This window comes from Ruegeria sp. YTSA105 (genome assembly GCF_059610225.1).
In genome coordinates this window covers 382,571-398,599 of sequence record NZ_JBXWNE010000002.1, presented here as the reverse complement: position 1 = coordinate 398,599, position 16,029 = coordinate 382,571, and the positions used below count along the sequence as shown (strand labels likewise).

Annotated in this window: 13 protein-coding genes; 2 read left to right on the top strand and 11 right to left on the bottom strand. The window is 57.9% G+C overall.

The genetic code is table 11. The features are described from left to right. Position 1 precedes the first annotated feature (1 nt). The 5 genes from AC2FH2_RS04630 to AC2FH2_RS04610 are packed head-to-tail and all read right to left on the bottom strand — an operon-like array spanning position 2 to position 5,538. The gene (locus AC2FH2_RS04630; protein ID WP_496688625.1) at positions 2–271 is read right to left on the bottom strand and encodes a K+/H+ antiporter subunit F; all 270 of its coding nucleotides are present in this window, start codon (positions 269–271) and stop codon (positions 2–4) included. Then, the gene (locus AC2FH2_RS04625) at positions 268–768 is read right to left on the bottom strand and encodes a Na+/H+ antiporter subunit E (protein WP_496692434.1); all 501 of its coding nucleotides are present in this window, start codon (positions 766–768) and stop codon (positions 268–270) included. Before AC2FH2_RS04625 ends, AC2FH2_RS04630 begins: the two co-directional genes overlap by 4 nt. After that, positions 765–2,309: a monovalent cation/H+ antiporter subunit D gene (locus AC2FH2_RS04620; protein ID WP_496823016.1), complete on the bottom strand. Its 1,545-nt coding sequence runs from the start codon at positions 2,307–2,309 to the stop codon at positions 765–767. The genes AC2FH2_RS04625 and AC2FH2_RS04620 overlap by 4 nt, the downstream gene beginning before the upstream one ends. Next, positions 2,306–2,665 (bottom strand): Na+/H+ antiporter subunit C, encoded by a 360-nt coding sequence (locus tag AC2FH2_RS04615; RefSeq protein ID WP_142632852.1) that lies wholly within the window; start codon positions 2,663–2,665, stop codon positions 2,306–2,308. Before AC2FH2_RS04615 ends, AC2FH2_RS04620 begins: the two co-directional genes overlap by 4 nt. Continuing rightward, positions 2,665–5,538: a monovalent cation/H+ antiporter subunit A gene (locus tag AC2FH2_RS04610; protein WP_496823049.1), complete on the bottom strand. Its 2,874-nt coding sequence runs from the start codon at positions 5,536–5,538 to the stop codon at positions 2,665–2,667. Before AC2FH2_RS04610 ends, AC2FH2_RS04615 begins: the two co-directional genes overlap by 1 nt. Positions 5,539–5,764: 226 nt before the next feature. On the opposite strand from AC2FH2_RS04610, the gene AC2FH2_RS04605 reads away from it, so the two are divergent. Both AC2FH2_RS04605 and AC2FH2_RS04600 read left to right on the top strand, forming a co-directional pair. Continuing rightward, on the top strand, positions 5,765–6,238 hold the full coding sequence (locus tag AC2FH2_RS04605; RefSeq protein ID WP_496823015.1) for a rhodanese-like domain-containing protein: 474 nt from the start codon (positions 5,765–5,767) through the stop codon (positions 6,236–6,238). Continuing rightward, entirely contained in the window at positions 6,235–7,050 is an 816-nt protein-coding gene (locus tag AC2FH2_RS04600) for a CE1 family esterase (RefSeq protein ID WP_496792372.1), read from the top strand. The genes AC2FH2_RS04605 and AC2FH2_RS04600 overlap by 4 nt, the downstream gene beginning before the upstream one ends. Here the strand turns inward: AC2FH2_RS04600 and mdoH are convergent, their stop codons facing one another. The 6 genes from mdoH to AC2FH2_RS04570 form a co-directional block, all read right to left on the bottom strand. Continuing rightward, positions 7,051–8,919, bottom strand: coding sequence for a glucans biosynthesis glucosyltransferase MdoH (gene mdoH, locus AC2FH2_RS04595; RefSeq protein WP_496823013.1), 1,869 nt, complete (start codon positions 8,917–8,919; stop codon positions 7,051–7,053). Next, positions 8,916–10,415 (bottom strand): OpgD/OpgG family glucan biosynthesis protein, encoded by a 1,500-nt coding sequence (locus AC2FH2_RS04590; protein WP_496823012.1) that lies wholly within the window; start codon positions 10,413–10,415, stop codon positions 8,916–8,918. Before AC2FH2_RS04590 ends, mdoH begins: the two co-directional genes overlap by 4 nt. Beyond that, on the bottom strand, positions 10,412–11,629 hold the full coding sequence (locus tag AC2FH2_RS04585) for an OpgC family protein (RefSeq protein ID WP_496823011.1): 1,218 nt from the start codon (positions 11,627–11,629) through the stop codon (positions 10,412–10,414). The genes AC2FH2_RS04590 and AC2FH2_RS04585 overlap by 4 nt, the downstream gene beginning before the upstream one ends. Before the next feature lie 34 nt (positions 11,630–11,663). Then, complete coding sequence (locus AC2FH2_RS04580; protein ID WP_271947985.1) at positions 11,664–13,034, bottom strand: tetratricopeptide repeat protein; 1,371 nt, start codon at positions 13,032–13,034, stop codon at positions 11,664–11,666. Positions 13,035–13,215: 181 nt separating this feature from the next. Further along, positions 13,216–14,400: a CaiB/BaiF CoA transferase family protein gene (locus tag AC2FH2_RS04575; protein WP_142632866.1), complete on the bottom strand. Its 1,185-nt coding sequence runs from the start codon at positions 14,398–14,400 to the stop codon at positions 13,216–13,218. After that, the gene (locus AC2FH2_RS04570; protein ID WP_496823009.1) at positions 14,387–16,006 is read right to left on the bottom strand and encodes a thiamine pyrophosphate-binding protein; all 1,620 of its coding nucleotides are present in this window, start codon (positions 16,004–16,006) and stop codon (positions 14,387–14,389) included. Before AC2FH2_RS04570 ends, AC2FH2_RS04575 begins: the two co-directional genes overlap by 14 nt. Positions 16,007–16,029: the final 23 nt, after the last annotated feature.

The following is a 16,029-nucleotide window of genomic DNA, read 5'->3' as shown; positions in this document are numbered from 1 at the left end:
CTCACTCGATGATATTGCCGCGCAGCATAAAGCGCGCGTAGGCCACAGTTGAGACAAAGCCGAGCATTGCAATGATCATCGCGGCCTCAAAAAAGATCTCGGTCCCCAGAAACAGCCCGTAAAGTACCATAAGGGCAATTGTGTTGATCACCATCGTGTCCAGCGCCAGAACCCGGGTGCCCACTCCATCGGCCGTAATGATCCGCCACAGGCACATCATGATGGCTGCGCCGAAACAGGCAAAGGCAAAGTAGATTGCTAGGTCGATCATTCGAAAATCTCCTTTAGCCTGCGCTCGTATCGTTGCTTGATTTGATCGCGTACTTCGTCCGGGTTTGGCGCATCGAGGCAGTGGACCAGCAGGTTGTGACCCTGCGCGGACAGATCGCAACTGACGGTGCCGGGGGTCATGGTGATTGTCCCGGCCAGAACCGTGATCGCCTCGGGTGTGCGCAGTTCCAGCGGAATGCAGACCCAGTTCGGTTCACGGTCGGAATCCCGTTTGAACAGGATGATCCTGGCAACTGTCATGTTGGCGACAACAATGTCCCATAGAACCACCAATATGTATTCGGTGATCATCGGCCAATTCCGAAGAACGGGCCGGTCTGGCCAATACGGCTGTGTGACGAAGGGGATGATAATCCCCAGCACAAGGCCAAACACCAGTGAATTCAGCGATGGTGTGTTTGCCAGCAAAATCCACACGACCGTCAGCAGGAAAGTCAGATGCGGGTGCGGGAATATCCGGTGAAGCAGTTTTTTCATTCTTCCACCCCTAACACGGCCGAGATGTAGTTTTCGGGTGCAAACAACTGTTCCGCTGTGCTGGTAGCGTAGTTCATTGCAGGCCCGGCAAACAATGTCAGCATGACCAGACCGATGATCAAAGCAAATACCGACGTGAAGGCCAACCCGGGCGAAGGTTCTGGGGCTGCCTGAAAGGCGGTCTCGCCGTCAGTTGTATCGGCTTGGTCGGTGGCCAAGCTGGTGTCATGGCTTTTCCAAAAGATCAAAGTTCCGGCGCGGGCCAGTCCTACTATGGTTACAAATGAGCCGATCAATACCACAGCCCAGACCGTATTTGCGTCTGGTGCATCTCGCGCGGCGTCCAGGACCAGCAGTTTGCCAATGAACCCGGACAGGGGCGGCATCCCGGCCAAAGCAATCGCACCAATAAAGAACAGTGCGGAAATCAGTCCGGTCTGTGCCATTGGGTGCTTTGGGGCAATTGCGCCTCCGCGCCGCTCGATCACCAGATCAGCAATCAGGAACAACAGCGCCGTCGCAAGCGTCGAATGGTAGATATAGAACAAAGCGGCAGCAGTGGCCGTTTCGGTGAACAGGGAAATTGCGATCAGCAGCGTGCCCATCGACGCGATGGCACAAAAGGCTACAAGGCGCGCGATGTGTCGTGAGCCCAATATGCCGATTGTACCAACGGCCAGAGTTACCAAAGCGGCAGGTTGCAGCCAGTTGATCACAAGATCATGCGCAACCAATACCTCGGGGCCAAAGCCAAGCGTGTACATGCGCAAGATCGAGTAGGCCCCGACCTTTGTCATGATCGCAAACAGCGCTGCAACTGGCATAGGAGCATTCGCATAGCTGGCCGGTAGCCAGAAATGCAGCGGCAGAACTGCAGCCTTAATGCAGAATACCAGCAGCAACAGGGCAGCACCCACTCTTATCAGAGCGGTGTCTTCGAGCGGAAGCTCGGCAATCCGTACAGCCATATCCGCCATGTTCAGCGTGCCGGTCACTGAATAGAGCGTGCCAAGGGCAAACAAAAACAGCGTTGAGCCCAAAAGGTTGTAGGCGACATATTGCACGCCTGCCTTGAGCCGAACGGCTCCACCGCCGTGCGTCATCAAACCGTAGGACGCGATCAGCAATACCTCGAAGAACACGAACAGGTTAAAGGCGTCACCTGTCAGAAAGGCACCGCATACGCCCATAAGCTGAAAGTGAAATAAGGGATGAAAGTGCTTGCCGCGTGCATCCCATCCGGAGGCAATCGCATAAAGCACTATCGGAAGGGCTAAAAGCGCGGTCAGCAAGACCATCATGGCAGATAACCGATCCAGCACCAGCACGATTCCAAAGGGCGCTGGCCAGTTGCCCAACTCATAGACCAGAATGTCTCCACCTGCGGCCTGTGCGGTGATTGTCAGGGCGATGCCAAGCAGTGCCACGACACCGGCGACCGAGAATATGCGCTGCAAATCAAGGTGGTATCGCAGGACCATGATGATGAACGGAGCCAGAATCGCGGGCAGGACGACTGGCGCAACGATCCAATGGTTCATGCGTCTTCTCCCGGCGCGTCCGTATTGTCATGAGCGGCCATGTCGATGTGGTCATCCTTGGCCGACAGGTAAGCCGAAAGCGAGATCATCACGATCACCGCAGTCATCCCGAATGAAATCACGATGGCGGTCAGCACCAGGGCCTGCGGCAAGGGATCGGTATAGGCGACCTCTTCATATTTGTTCAGAACCGGCGGCGCGTCCAAAGCCAGCCGCCCGGTGGCAAACAAAAAGACGTTCACCGCATAGGTCAGCAGCGACAGGCCCAGAATGACCGGAAAAGTCCGGCGACGCAGGATCAGGAAAATCCCGGCGGCGGTCATCACGCCAACCGCAGAGGCTACGAGCGCTTCCATCAGACCTGCTCCTTTTCTTCTTGTTCTTCTTCAGGCGGATCGTCCCGCAGCGGGTTGATATCCATCGGGAATTCCTGCGCCATGCCGGGCTGCCAGGCCAAGCGGGACAGGCTATCCAGTGCCAGCATCACCGCGCCCAAAACCGCAAGGAACACGCCAGTATCGAACAGCATGGCGGTTGCCCATTCAAACTCTTCCAGCGGCGGCCACGTCAGATATCCGAAATCACTGGTCAGGAAGGGACGTTCATTGAACCATGCGCCAATTCCAGTTGCTGCGGCGATCAGAACGCCCCAGCCGATTGTGCCGTGATAATAGAACCGTTGCCGTTCGATGGCCCAGGTATAGCCGCTGGCCATATATTGCATCAGATAGGCGATGGCGACGACCAGACCGGCGATGAACCCTCCTCCTGGTTGGTTATGGCCGCGGAAAAAGATATAGGCCCCGACCATCAGCGCGATCGGCATCATCACTCTTGTCGCCACGACCATCATCAACGGATGAGAGTCACCCGATTGCGGCCAGTGCGGTTTACGGTTCAGCAAATACCCCCGGACATTGGTTTCCAGAACCGCCTCGGTCAGGGCAAAGATGATCAGGGCGGCAATGCCCAGAACGATGATTTCGCCGAAGGTATCAAAGCCACGGAAATCCACCAGGATCACGTTGACCACATTGGTGCCTCCGCCGCCCTTATACGAGTTGGCCAGATGGAATTCGGAAATGCTCGGGAAACCGAAATCCCGCAGCATCAACGCGTAGATCAACGCACCTGATCCGATGCCTGCCACGACCGAAATTGCCGCATCCCGCCAACGCCGCGCCGCGCTGCTGTCCCAGGGTGTGTCCGTGGGCAGGAAGTTAAGTGACAACAACAGCAGGATCATCGTCACTACCTCGACAGAAATCTGTGTCAGGGCAAGGTCGGGTGCGGACAGATAGTTGAAGGCCATCGAGACGATCAGGCCCACGACCCCGATCAGCACCAAGGATAACAGCCGGTTGCGGTGAAACCACATGATGGCCAGTGTCGCGGCGATCAGGCAGATCCAGCCAATGAACGGAATGATCTGAACGGGTAGGGGCGTGCGTGTTTCAACGCCAATAGATCCGGTGGCGAATGCATAATATCCCAGCCCAACCGTAAAGACGATCAGGATGGCCGCATACCGGCTGAGGACCCCATTATGCAGAGTATCTGTGACCCAGCGGCTGGTTGTCGTAAGCGCAGCGATCACTGCGTCAAAAATGGTTTTCGCCTCGGGTCTGGGCAGGGCATTCCAGATGAACTCACCACGCCGATGCTGTGCCAGAAAGGCTAGGCCACCCAGTGTGGCGAACGCGGACATATACAAGGCAGGCGTAAACCCGTGCCAGAGTTTCAGCGAATAATAGGGCAGCTTCTCGCCCCCGATTACCGCACTTGAAACAACCGCCACCATCGGACCTACGATGGCGTTGGAATAAAGACCGATCAGGACGACAAGCACGACCAGGAAAGCGGGTGCAAGCCAAAGCCCGGCCGGTGGGTCATGTGGATGGGTTGGGTAATCGTCGCGTACTGGACCAAGGAACACGTGACCAACAAAGCGGAACGAATAGGCTGCAGAGAACAAGGCCGCCAGCAGCGCCAGTCCGGGCACAAGATAATGCGAATGCAGCCAGGTTGTGTGGACCGTTTCCTCCAGCATCATCTCCTTGGACAGAAACCCGTTCAGCGGAGGTAGACCGGCCATGGAAAGTGCGGCAATCGTCCCGATGGTGAAGGTGATGGGCATCAAATGGCGCAATCCGCCCAGTCGCTTGATGTCGCGGGTCCCGGCCTCGTGATCCACGATACCGGCGGTCATGAACAGGGCTGCTTTGAACGTCGCATGGTTGATGATGTGGAAGATGGCAGCAACGGCGGCGATCTTGGTTCCAAACCCCAGCAGCATGGTTATCAGGCCCAGATGCGACACGGTCGAAAACGCCAGCAGCGCCTTGAGATCGTCTTTGAACAGGGCGATGCAGGCCCCGATCAGCATGGTTACCAGGCCGGTTGTGGCCACAATGTAGAACCACGCATCAGTACCCGCCAGAACGGGCCACATGCGGGCCATCAGGAACAACCCTGCCTTTACCATCGTGGCCGAGTGCAGATAGGCTGATACTGGCGTAGGGGCGGCCATCGCGTGTGGCAGCCAGAAATGGAAGGGGAACTGTGCCGATTTGGTGAAACACCCCAGCAAAATCAGGACCAGCGCTGGCATGTAATAGGGTGAAGACTGGATCAGCTCTTTGTTCTGGAGAATGACGCTTAGGTCATAAGAGCCAACGATATTGCCCAGGATCAGCATCCCCGCAATCATCGCCAAGCCGCCAGAGCCGGTCACAGCCAGCGCCATACGTGCGCCCTGTCGTCCCTCGGGGAGGTGTTTCCAATATCCGATCAAAAGGAATGAACTAAGCGAGGTAAGTTCCCAGAATATTAGCAAAAGCAGGATATTGTCCGACAGAACGATTCCCACCATCGCGCCCTGAAACAGCAGCAAATAGGTGTAAAACTGCCCCATTGGGTCTTCGCGCGACAGGTAGAACCGGGCGTAGAGGATGATCAGCAAACCGATGCCAAGGATCAGCAGCGCGAACAGAAACCCAAGGCCGTCCAACATGAAATTGGCGTTTAGGCCCAGTGCCGGAATCCAGTCGAACCGGGCGGTAACGACCTCGCCGCGCATCACGGTTGGGATGTGAATCAACAGCCCCATCAGCGCCAGAAAAGTGGTCAACCCAGCGGCCGAGGCTGCTGCGTTTCGTCCAGCCCGGATCAAAAGGGCTGGGAATACAGCTCCGAGGAAGGGAAGGGCCGCGATGAGGAATAGGGACAACTGCGATACTCCGGTCTGGGCGGTCAAAAGTGCTATTGATTTTGTAAGGATAATTCGCGGAGTGTCCAGCGATTGCAAGCCATTCTGCCTGTTCAGGGGCCCCAAGGCAGAGGATGGTACAGGTAAAGCGGCGATGACACGAACTTGAACAGGCAGGTTAATTTCGACGCGGAACTGGATAAGCTGCTGTGATACATAGGACTGCATCGGATCAGGAGGGATTACAGTGGCTGCTGGGGCAAACCGGACACGGCGAAAGGTTCTGCTGTTTGGTGCGGCTGCTGTTCTGGGCGGTTTTGCAATCCGTGAATACCGCCTGATCCCGCAGAGCTATGCGGGCGGTCGGATCAGTGTCGGGGATGCGCATCAGCAAGCTAGGCTGGGAGATATATTTTTGGTGGACATCCGTACCCCACGCGAATGGGATGCCTCGGGCGTGGGCGAAGGCGCGCATCCCCTAGACATGCGTCGCGATGATTTTGATGAGGCGCTGCTGCAGATTGTCAGCGGAGACCACGATGCTCCAATCGCCCTGATCTGCGCGCGCGGTGTGCGCTCGGCCCGGCTGAGCAACCGGCTGTCCGAGGCGGGGTTCGCAAATATCATCGACGTGCCCGAGGGTATGTTAGGCTCAGCAGCAGGGCCAGGCTGGGTTCGCGCAGGCCTGCCGGTTCAACACTATGATGGGAAAGCAGAATGATCCGAAGCTTGTTTCTGTCGGTCGGGATGGCCGTGATCGCGAATGCAGGAATGGCCGCCTGTGTCGATCAGGAAGACATGTGCGAAACTCCGTCGGGTGGGTACCATATCGAACTTCCCGAAACCGAAAACCCACCGCTGGTGGTGTTTCTGCACGGTTATGGCGGGACTGCGACCGGAACGCTGAAGAACCGCAGTATGGTTGATCCTCTGCTTGCTCGCGGATATGCGGTTATGGCACCGGAGGGGTCCGAGCGTAACGGCCGTCAAAGCTGGAATTTCTTCCCGGGTTGGGAGGGGCGTGACGAAACGGCTTTTCTGCGCGAGGTGGTTCAGGATGCGTCGGACCGGTTCGGGGTCGATGATGACCGCGTCGTGTTGGGCGGGTTTTCTGCGGGGGCCTTCATGGTCTACTACCTCGCCTGCGCGGCGCCGGATACGTTTTCGGCCTATGCTCCGGTTTCAGGTGGGTTTTGGCGACCGCATCCCGAGGCCTGTGATGGCCCGGTGCGCATGTTTCACACCCATGGCTGGACCGACAATGTAGTCCCGCTGGAAGGGCGCCTTTTGGGCGGCGGTCGATTCCATCAGGGCGATATCTTTGCCGGTCTGGAAATCTGGCGGGCCGCAAACGAATGCGCCGATACCAAACCCAGCGGATTTTCCACGACCGGGCAATTCATGCGCCGCAGATGGACCGGATGCGCCGATGGCGCGATGTTGGAATTCGCACTTTTCCCCGGTGGTCACAACGTGCCGCAGGGATGGTCGGATATGATGGTAGAGTGGTACGAGGGCCTGCCGGGTGGTTGATCACTCGGCAGGAGTCATGACAGTTTTGCCTTCGACCAGGCGCTTCAATTCATCCCTGTGGAGACGGGCGGACCGGGTGATTGCCGGTTCCTGAACATCTTCTTTCATTCCGACCATGCGCCGCGCCGGTGAGGTTGAAACGCCGCTGAGTGCGGAAAGCGGGATGGCAAAGGCCAGGCTTATGGCAATCGGAGCCAGCCAGATTGACACCAGACCCGATAGGATGCCGGCGCCCAAGGCTATACCGCTGATGGTTTCCAGCGCGTGACATAAGATCAGCGTCCGCAGGCCATAGCTGCCACCATCCCGCGCCTGGGGAGACCAGCCTTTTTGAATACCAAGAATTGTCCGGAAGACGGCGATCATCTGTTGCACCATAAGGATCGGCGCATAGAGGATCGACAGGATGACTTCCGAGATGAATGAGGTCATGAATTTACCTGCGCCACCGAAATCCGCATAGCGCACACCGCTAAGAGGCAGGGCAAGCACGCCAAGTACCTTGGGGGCCAGCAACATGGCATACATGACCAGAATGATCAGCACGTGGCGGGTTTCCGACATCTCGGGCCATTGCGGGAACAGCGGATTGTCGGGGCTGAAATAATGCAGGACCGAGGCATCCTCGCCCTGACCGATCAGCGCCCACATCACCAGCAAGGCAAACCACAGCGGCGACATCAGATATCCGACTGCTCCATGGAACATGTGGAACCGCGACACAGCGCGGAATCCGGTTGAGCCCAGCAACTTCAGGTGTTGCAAATTGCCCTGACACCAGCGCCGGTCACGCAACGCGTGGTCGATCAGCGTTGGTGGGGTTTCTTCATAGGATCCTCGGATGCGCGGTAGGAACCGCACGCCCCATCCGGCGCGACGCATGAGGCCGGCCTCGACGAAATCGTGGCTCATGATCAGTTTTTCCTGACCATTCATTGCGCGCAGTCTTGGCAACCCCGCGCAGTTGGCAAAAGCCTTGGTGCGGATGATCGCGTTATGGCCCCAATAGTTTCCTTCCTGACCACACCAGCGGGCCAGACCTTCGGCGAAGGCGATACCATAAACACCATTGGCAAATTGCTGCATCCGGGCAAAAACCGACTGAGCGCCAATTAACTGAGGGTAACTCTGGATCAGGCCCGCACCGGGGTCGCGCGCCAGAGAATCCGTCAGGCGCAGGATGGCGCGGCCGGTCATCAGGCTGTCGGCATCCAGCACGAGCATCGCATCCCAATCCGCACCCCAACGGCTGACCCAATCTGCGATATTTCCGACCTTGCGGTCTGTGTTCTGTTCTCGCCGGCGGTAATACAGTTCCAGTCCCGGCGCGAGGGTGGTGCGCAACGCTTCGACGCTGGCTTGTTCCTGTGCCGCGATCTCGGGGTCGCGGGTGTCAGAGAGGATGAACATCGCATAGTGGTGCTGACCATCCCGCGCGCGCAGGTCTTCCAGCATCGTGCGGGCGTTGCCCAGCACGTTCCAGGGTACTTCATTATAGACCGGCATAAGAAGCGCGACGCGCAGCGCCTGTGGGCGGCCCTGACGTTTGGGCTGTTCCTGCCGCGACAGGGAAATCATACCCAACAAAACGGTGCAGACCGTGAAAGAGATCCAGAAAAAGTTGAATGAGATCAGAGCCAACAGAATCGCTTCGATCAGATTGATCCCTTCGGCTCCGAACCAGTCGGTCATGACCCAAAGCAAGCCCAGCGTAGCCGCCATCGCAGGCGAGAACGCCAGCGCACGCCAGAATCCCGCAGATGCCTGCCTGCTGCGGGGCGCCTGAGCGTCACGGAACCCAGCGCTGAAATTCTGCTCCGGCATCGCCAGGGGTGCCTCAGGCGGCATGATATGCAGATCGTTGCTCATGATGTCCAACGATACAGCCAGACTTCGGAGGCAGGCTGCTTGTCTTTCAGCAACTGTGCGCGCAGTTCCACATGGTTCCGGTCTCCCGGCTCGAAGGAAAAGGCCAACCGCAGGCCGCCAGTATCGGGGTTGCGCTGTAGGACGCCTTCCGAGGTCTCTGCATGGGGCGAGTCCACAAAGATCGTCATCGCCTCAGGTTCGTCGAATAGCTCGCTGGCCTCAAAGTCGATCACCGCCAGACGGCCCTCGCCAAATGTATTGTCACCCATCGCGGTGTTGATCACGCGTGGCATCGGGGTGCGCTCTGGTTCCTCACCCCAGATAAGGCGGTAGGACAGGTCCACCTGGCTTCCGGCCGCATAGGGCTCCATCGGGCGCCAATAGGCGACGATATTGTCGTAGATTTCCTGATCAGCCGGGATTTCGACCAGAGTGACCGCGCCTTTGCCCCAATCGCCGGTTGGCTCGACCCAGAGGCCGGGGCGTTTGTGGTAACTCGCCTCAAGATCGGCATAATCCGAGAACGCGCGTTTCCGCTGCATCAGGCCAAACCCGCGCGGGTTCATGTCAACAAAGGACGAGAACTGCAGGCGGGTCGGGTTTGCCAAAGGCCGCCACAGGACCTCGCCAGCGCCGTTGCGGATCAACAGCCCGTCGCTGTCATGCACCGCAGGGCGGAAATCGTCGAAACGGCTGTGATTGGTCTGATCGAACAGGAACATCGACGTGCCGGGCGCAATGCCGACATGGGTCAACTCGGTGCGCGGGAAGAGCGTCGCCTCGACCTCCATCACGCAATCAGCGCCTGCCGTGACATTGAACCGATAGGCCCCTGTCACGCTCGGGCTGTCCATCAGGGCGTGAACCACCATATTGCGCTGACCGGGCTTGGGACGTTCCAGCCAGAAACGAATGAATTCGGGAAATTCTTCGCCATCCGGATCGCCGGTTTTCAGCGCCAGCCCCCGGGCCGACAGGCCGTAGACCTCGTGAAGGCCGATCGCCCGGAAGTAACTGGCGCCCTGAAACACACAGAACTCATCGGTTTTTCCGGAGCGGTGCATTTCAGTCCGCAGGCGCAGGCCCGAAAAACCCAGCGTGTCGTCGACGGGCAACTGAGGGACCTCGGTCGACTTGTCAAACATCGACAGATCGAAGGCTACGGGTTTTGCCATGCCGTTTTCGACGGTCGAGACCTGAACCGTACGCGGAAAATAAAGCCCGGGCGTAAAGAAATCTACGTTGAAAGGCGTCTCAGATTCGAACCAAAGCGCACGATCCAGGCGGAACCGGATCGAGCGGTATTGCTCATAGGTCAGGTCCTGCCATTCCTGCGGGACCATCTTGCGCTCGGCAAAGGGCTTTGCGGCCAACTCGCGGGCCAGCGAGATCACGTCACTGCGGTCAAACGGGACCTCTCCGCCCACGGCAAAGGTGGCCGGGGCGAAGGCAAGCGCCGAAGTCGTGGCCAGAAATGCGCGACGTGTGAATTTCATTTCTTTGATTTCCAGGGTTGTGACTTAAACCACGCGGCCAAATAGGCCACGGTGATGATCATGGCAAAGCCAATCATATTAGCGACAAAGACAGTGGCAAAATCCCGCCCAAACAAATCGAGCCCAACGCCGATAAGTCGTGCTGCTGCCATGGAAAATACGAATACGGCAAGTGATTGCTGACCCACTTTGGTGACCAGGGTCAGCACGATTTGCCAAGCTTTGGCGCCTGCGCTCTGACCGGTTGCGATCAGGCGGTGTCCATGCTCGCCAGCAGCGACCCAGCCCAGATAGGCCAGCGACAGGAAATGCATGTAGCGAAACAGACCGAAATCGGTCTTGTCGCGGAATTCCTTCGTGATGGGCCAGACTTTGCGGATTTCATCGGCCAAATCCGGGGCTGCGGCATTCACCCATGTGAACACTTTCCACGACCCGAAAGGCATTGAAAAGATCAGGAACAGCGCCGCTGCCCAAATCAACGTTTTTGACACCGGAGGGGCAGGGATCCAGCCGCGCATGAATGCAAAGCCAGTAAAGAAAAGCAACTGCCAGCCAAAAGGGTTAAAGAACCACTGACGATCCGACCAGGGCTCGGCGGGCAGGTCCAGAACGTCGGTCTGCGCCACGAGCCAGATAGCAACGGATGTGGCTGCAACCGCCCAGAATCCGATGCGGGACAGGCCCATGAACAGCGGCATCATTGCAAGTACCACCAGATACATAGGTAGAATGTCGAAATAATTCGGCACATAGGTCAGGGTGAACAGGCCGACGATCTGCGGAGCAGGATCATTGAAGAAATGCTGCAGGTTCAGGGACGAGATGTAGTTCTTCTCAAACAGGCCTGATTGATTCAGCGCAGCCATCGTCATCGCGACAAAGAAGAACAGGCCGATATGCGCCCAGTAAACCTGCCAGATCCGGTATGATACCCGCGCAGTGCCCATCCACCAGCCCTTGCGCAGGAACGCGCCGCCAAAGGCGATGGCCGAGGCCATGCCCGAACAAAAAACAAAAATCTCGGTTGCATCCGAAAAACCAAACCGGGCAGGGATCCACTTGGCCCAGGGGTCGTTGGGAATATGCGCAATCAGGATGATGAACATCGCAATTCCGCGATAGAAATCCAGACGCGGGTCGCGCGTACTAACAGGGGCGGCCGAGGTGGCTGCCACAGGTGCAAAATCAGAAGCGGGCGATAGAGTCGCCATACGAGTTCTGTCCTTCTTCAGTCTTTTTGTTTTGTTATTCTGCCGGAACGCTTTGTGCGTCTTGGTTATCGCGGGCCGCATCGATCAATGCGCGGCGCGCCATAGCATAATTGTCCTCACCCCCGGCCCGCTTGGCACGGCGGTCGTCTAGAATGCGCTCGACAGCATCCAAACGGCCGGCACGCAGGCCGGAATCAATAGTGATGCGCTCGAATACATCACGTTGGGCGTGGCTACCACCGGCCAGTTGCATTCCGTCCCGTGCATTCGACAGGAAATCAAATGCTTCGCCGTAAAGGCCGTCGCCAAAAGCCTCAAGCCCTTTGGCTGCGGCAATACCGGGATCCGACATCCGGATCGGAGTGTCGCCCTGATTGCGCTGGGCATCTTTCTGGATGCGCTGCAGCATTTTGCCGGTCGCTTCGGTCCGGTTGTCGCCGGTCAGGGCCAGCAGATAGTGAAGATCGGCGAAGATCAGGCAGCCATCTTCGGTCCGGGCGGCGCTGAGGTCGGCCAGTTCCTCCCAGCGGTTTCCAACTTTGACGCCCTCAAGCTCGAGCCGGGACAAAAGCGACGTGGCATTCGATATGTCACGGTAATCGTCGGTTTTGTCCTGCCGGACATACTGGTCATACAGTTCCATAACCTGATCGACCTGGCCCAGGTCCAGATGCATCAGCGCCTTGTGCCACCAGACATGATAGCGAAAGTTGTTGCAATGCGCCCAGGCATCCTCGCGTCCGGCCAGCCAATCAAGACCTTGCTGCGCATTGCCGGTCATCTCGTGCACATGGGCCACTGCGTGCAGACCCCAGGCATCATCCGACACCATCCACAGTGCCTGACGTCCGGCGATTTCGGCTTTTTCATAGGCCCCGGTTTCCTCAAGCGCGAAGGAATGGCACCCCAGAAGATATCCGCGGCCGGCGTGGTCGGGTTCATAAGCAGGCAGGACACGTTCGATCGACCGTCGCATACCAGCGGCATCTCCCAAGACAAACCGTGTTGCATGGCTGAGTTTCATCGCCAGCGAGTCCTGTGGGTGGAGGCGCAGAATTTCTTCAAACTTCTGGATTGCATGTGAGGGCAGGTCGGACAGGTAAAGGGCCAACGCGTCGACATAAAGCCGCTCGCGCTCAGTTACCGGTTGGCGATCCATAGCGGTGTTGGCAGCATTCAACGCTTCCGCTGCAACTGGCATCATCTCGCGCCGACCCAGCAGGACCAGGAACAGACCTTTGATGGCGTGACCAAGCGCGAAATCGGGCTCAAGCTCTAGCACTTTGCCCAGATGCTGGGGTGTGACAGCTGAATGCGCCATGAAACCAAGCAGAACACCATTCCACGCCTCGACACTGGCCGAATGGCAAAGAGTGTTCATCTGTCCGAAAACATCTTGTTTCATGCGCGGGATCCAATCCATTTGCGATTTATTACTTTATTCGATTTAGCAGAGAGTCAGGCGGGGTCGTATCAGTATCGGCCCTGCTCTCGAATTGGTGAAAAGCTGTGTGTGGAAAACGTGAAAAAATCCGCCGATTCAACGGCATGTTTCAGCAATATGCCGCCTAGTAAGGCATTGTGTTTCAATCTTCAAATGGGTTCTTAGCGTTCAGGACTGCTGCAGTGTCCGCTCCGAATTGTGGCGGAGCCGTCCGGTAGGTAACCGGTGTCCGCGACAATTTCAGCGGGTTTCCGATCAGTTTTACCTCGGCCGGGGCAGCCTGCATCGCGATCTGCATTTGCCGCGCCGCGACCTGCTCGGTGTCAAAAACCTGATCCAGGGTCTGGACCGGCCCAACTGGTACTTTGCGTGCCTCAAGTTCTGCGATGACGGTTGTTGTGTCATATGACTGAACCGCAGGGCGCAATAGGGCGTTCAACGCATCCCGGTTTTCCAGCCGCGCCGGATTCGTCGCAAAGCGGACGTCATCCGCCAGATCAGGTTGGTCGATGAATTCGCAGAACCGGCGGAACTGACTGTCATTACCTACAGCAAGGATCACATGGCCATCGGCGGTTTCATAAACGTCATATGGAACAATATTTGGATGACCATTCCCACGGCGTTGTGGCACATTGCCGGATGTCAGATAATTCACGCCTTCATTGATCAGCCACGCAATCTGGGAATCGACCAGAGCCAGATCAATTTGCTGTCCCTCTCCGGTCTGGTCCCGGTGGCGCAATGCTGCCAGAATGCCAACGCAGGCATACATACCGCACATGACATCAGCGATACCAACTCCAACTTTCATCGGCGCCCCTTGGGGATCGCCGGTCAGAGACATGACACCGCCATAGCCCTGCGCCATCAGATCATATCCGGGCTTTGATGCGTTAGGCCCATCCTGCCCGTAGCCTGAGATCGAACAATAGACGAGGCTAGGGAATTCCTGCGAGAGCGATTTGTAATCCAGCCCGTATTTCGCAAGCCCGCCGGGTTTGAAATTCTCGATCAGGATGTCCGCAAACGAGGCCAGCCGCCGAATTTCCGCCTGACCTTCGGGTGTGGTGATGTCGATGGCGACCGATTTCTTGTTGCGGTTGGCTGACATGAAATAGGCACTAAGATCCGATGGAACCCCGTCGGCATCAGCGACATAGGGTGGGCCCCACTGGCGCGTGTCGTCCCCTTTAGTGGCAGGGTTTTCGATCTTGATAACGCTGGCACCCAAATCGCCCAGCAACTGTGTGCAGGTCGGTCCGGCCAGAATGCGGGACAGGTCCAGAACCTTGACGCCCTTCAGCGGCCCTTCAGATCCGGCCATCATATCCTCCGCGGTCAATCTCAGCAGCGATTACGGTGAACCTATCAGACTTGGTTGCCGCTTCCAGAGCATCCCTCAGTTCGGCGCGGGTGCGCACCGTGTGACCATTCCCACCGAAGGCCCGGCCCAAAGCTGCAAAGTCGTGGCGGTCGAAATCGACGCCTACGTTCCCCATTTGCCGCTGACGCTGTTTCAATTCTATCAGGGCAAGGCTGGCGTCAACGAACACCAGGAAAATCGGGTTACCCCCCATCTCGGCAACGGTCGACAGTTCTCCGGCGACCATCAGGAACCCGGCATCACCGGAAAAGCTGATGACCGGGCGCGTGGGTTCGGCCAGCTTCAGCCCGATGGCCATTGGCAGAGCGCAGCCCATGGTGCAGAGCGCCGAAGATTGGATCAGCCCGCGTTCTTCGGAACATCCCCACATCTGGCTGAGAAGGATGCGATGCGCGCCACTGTCAGCGGTGGCCAATGTCTCGGCAGGAAGAACCGCGCGGGTTTCCGCAATTACCGCGGCGGGACCCCATACGTCATCAGTAGGGAAGGCTCGCGCCAGGGCGGCCCGAACCTGTTCGGGTTCGCTGCCGGGCCAGGTGGCGCGGGCAGGGTTGCCCTTTGCAATGGCCTCGAGGGTCGCGCCGGTATCAGCCACCAGGTTCAACCCGGCCTGATGCATGTAGTGATCGTTCGGAACCGCCGAAATGTCGATGACGCGCTTTTCTTCGGGGTCCCAAATCTCGCGCCAGCCTGGGCGCATTTCGATCGGGTCATAGCCCAGACACAACACCAGATCGGCCTGTTCAACCAGCGGCACCAGATGGGTGTCAGCAAGCGGCGACAGGCCCGCGCCGCCAAGGCACAGTGGATGATCCTCGGGAACCACGCCCTTGGCCTTGTAGGTTGTCACAAAAGGAATGCCAAAATGTTCAAGGAACGCCTGCACCACATTGCGCGAGTCGTCATATAGAACATCCAGGCCGATAATCGCGATGGGCCGTTCGGCCTGTGCCACCCAGCGGCGGGCTTTTTCAACGCAATCCCCCTCGGGCGCGACGGCGGCAGGTTTGACAAGACGGCGGCGTTTGACATCGGTCACAGGCGCATCCGCAACCGAAATCGGCACGTCGATATGCACCGGTCCTGGGCGCGGCTGATTGGCCAGCGATACCGCTTTGTCTGCGATAACATCCGCGCCTTTAGCGGTCAGCATGAACGTCCCTTTGGTGATCGAGCGATAGACCCGTGCGTGATCCATGACCTGATGGGTGTATGTCAGCGCCTCATCTGCGTCGACACAGCCGGTCAGCACGATCATTGGCACCCGGTCCTGCAACGCATTGGCGACCACATTGATCCCGTTCATTGCGCCTGGGCCGAGTGTGGCCACCAGAATGGCTGGGGCACCGTCGCGGTGATGCACCGCCTCGGCCATAAAGCCAGCCGCGTTCTCGTGTTTGGTCAGGTGAAAGGTTATTCCCGCCTTTTCCAACGCATCCACTAGGGTCAGCACCTCGCCACCTGGCATGCCAAAAGCGTGGCGGCAGCCAGCCTCATAAAGCCGTTGGGCCAGAATGTCCGCAGCGCGGGGCGACGAGTCCTGCATCAGTAAAGCTCCGAAAACTGTTT

Coding starts and splice junctions, on each gene's coding strand:
- AC2FH2_RS04630 (WP_496688625.1), bottom strand. CDS start 271: ATGATCGACCTAGCAATCTACTTTGCCTTTGCCTGTTTCGGCGCAGCC.
- AC2FH2_RS04625 (WP_496692434.1), bottom strand. CDS start 768: ATGAAAAAACTGCTTCACCGGATATTCCCGCACCCGCATCTGACTTTC.
- AC2FH2_RS04620 (WP_496823016.1), bottom strand. CDS start 2,309: ATGAACCATTGGATCGTTGCGCCAGTCGTCCTGCCCGCGATTCTGGCT.
- AC2FH2_RS04615 (WP_142632852.1), bottom strand. CDS start 2,665: ATGGAAGCGCTCGTAGCCTCTGCGGTTGGCGTGATGACCGCCGCCGGG.
- AC2FH2_RS04600 (WP_496792372.1), top strand. CDS start 6,235: ATGATCCGAAGCTTGTTTCTGTCGGTCGGGATGGCCGTGATCGCGAAT.
- mdoH (WP_496823013.1), bottom strand. CDS start 8,919: ATGAGCAACGATCTGCATATCATGCCGCCTGAGGCACCCCTGGCGATG.
- AC2FH2_RS04590 (WP_496823012.1), bottom strand. CDS start 10,415: ATGAAATTCACACGTCGCGCATTTCTGGCCACGACTTCGGCGCTTGCC.
- AC2FH2_RS04585 (WP_496823011.1), bottom strand. CDS start 11,629: ATGGCGACTCTATCGCCCGCTTCTGATTTTGCACCTGTGGCAGCCACC.
- AC2FH2_RS04580 (WP_271947985.1), bottom strand. CDS start 13,034: ATGAAACAAGATGTTTTCGGACAGATGAACACTCTTTGCCATTCGGCC.
- AC2FH2_RS04575 (WP_142632866.1), bottom strand. CDS start 14,400: ATGGCCGGATCTGAAGGGCCGCTGAAGGGCGTCAAGGTTCTGGACCTG.
- AC2FH2_RS04570 (WP_496823009.1), bottom strand. CDS start 16,006: ATGCAGGACTCGTCGCCCCGCGCTGCGGACATTCTGGCCCAACGGCTT.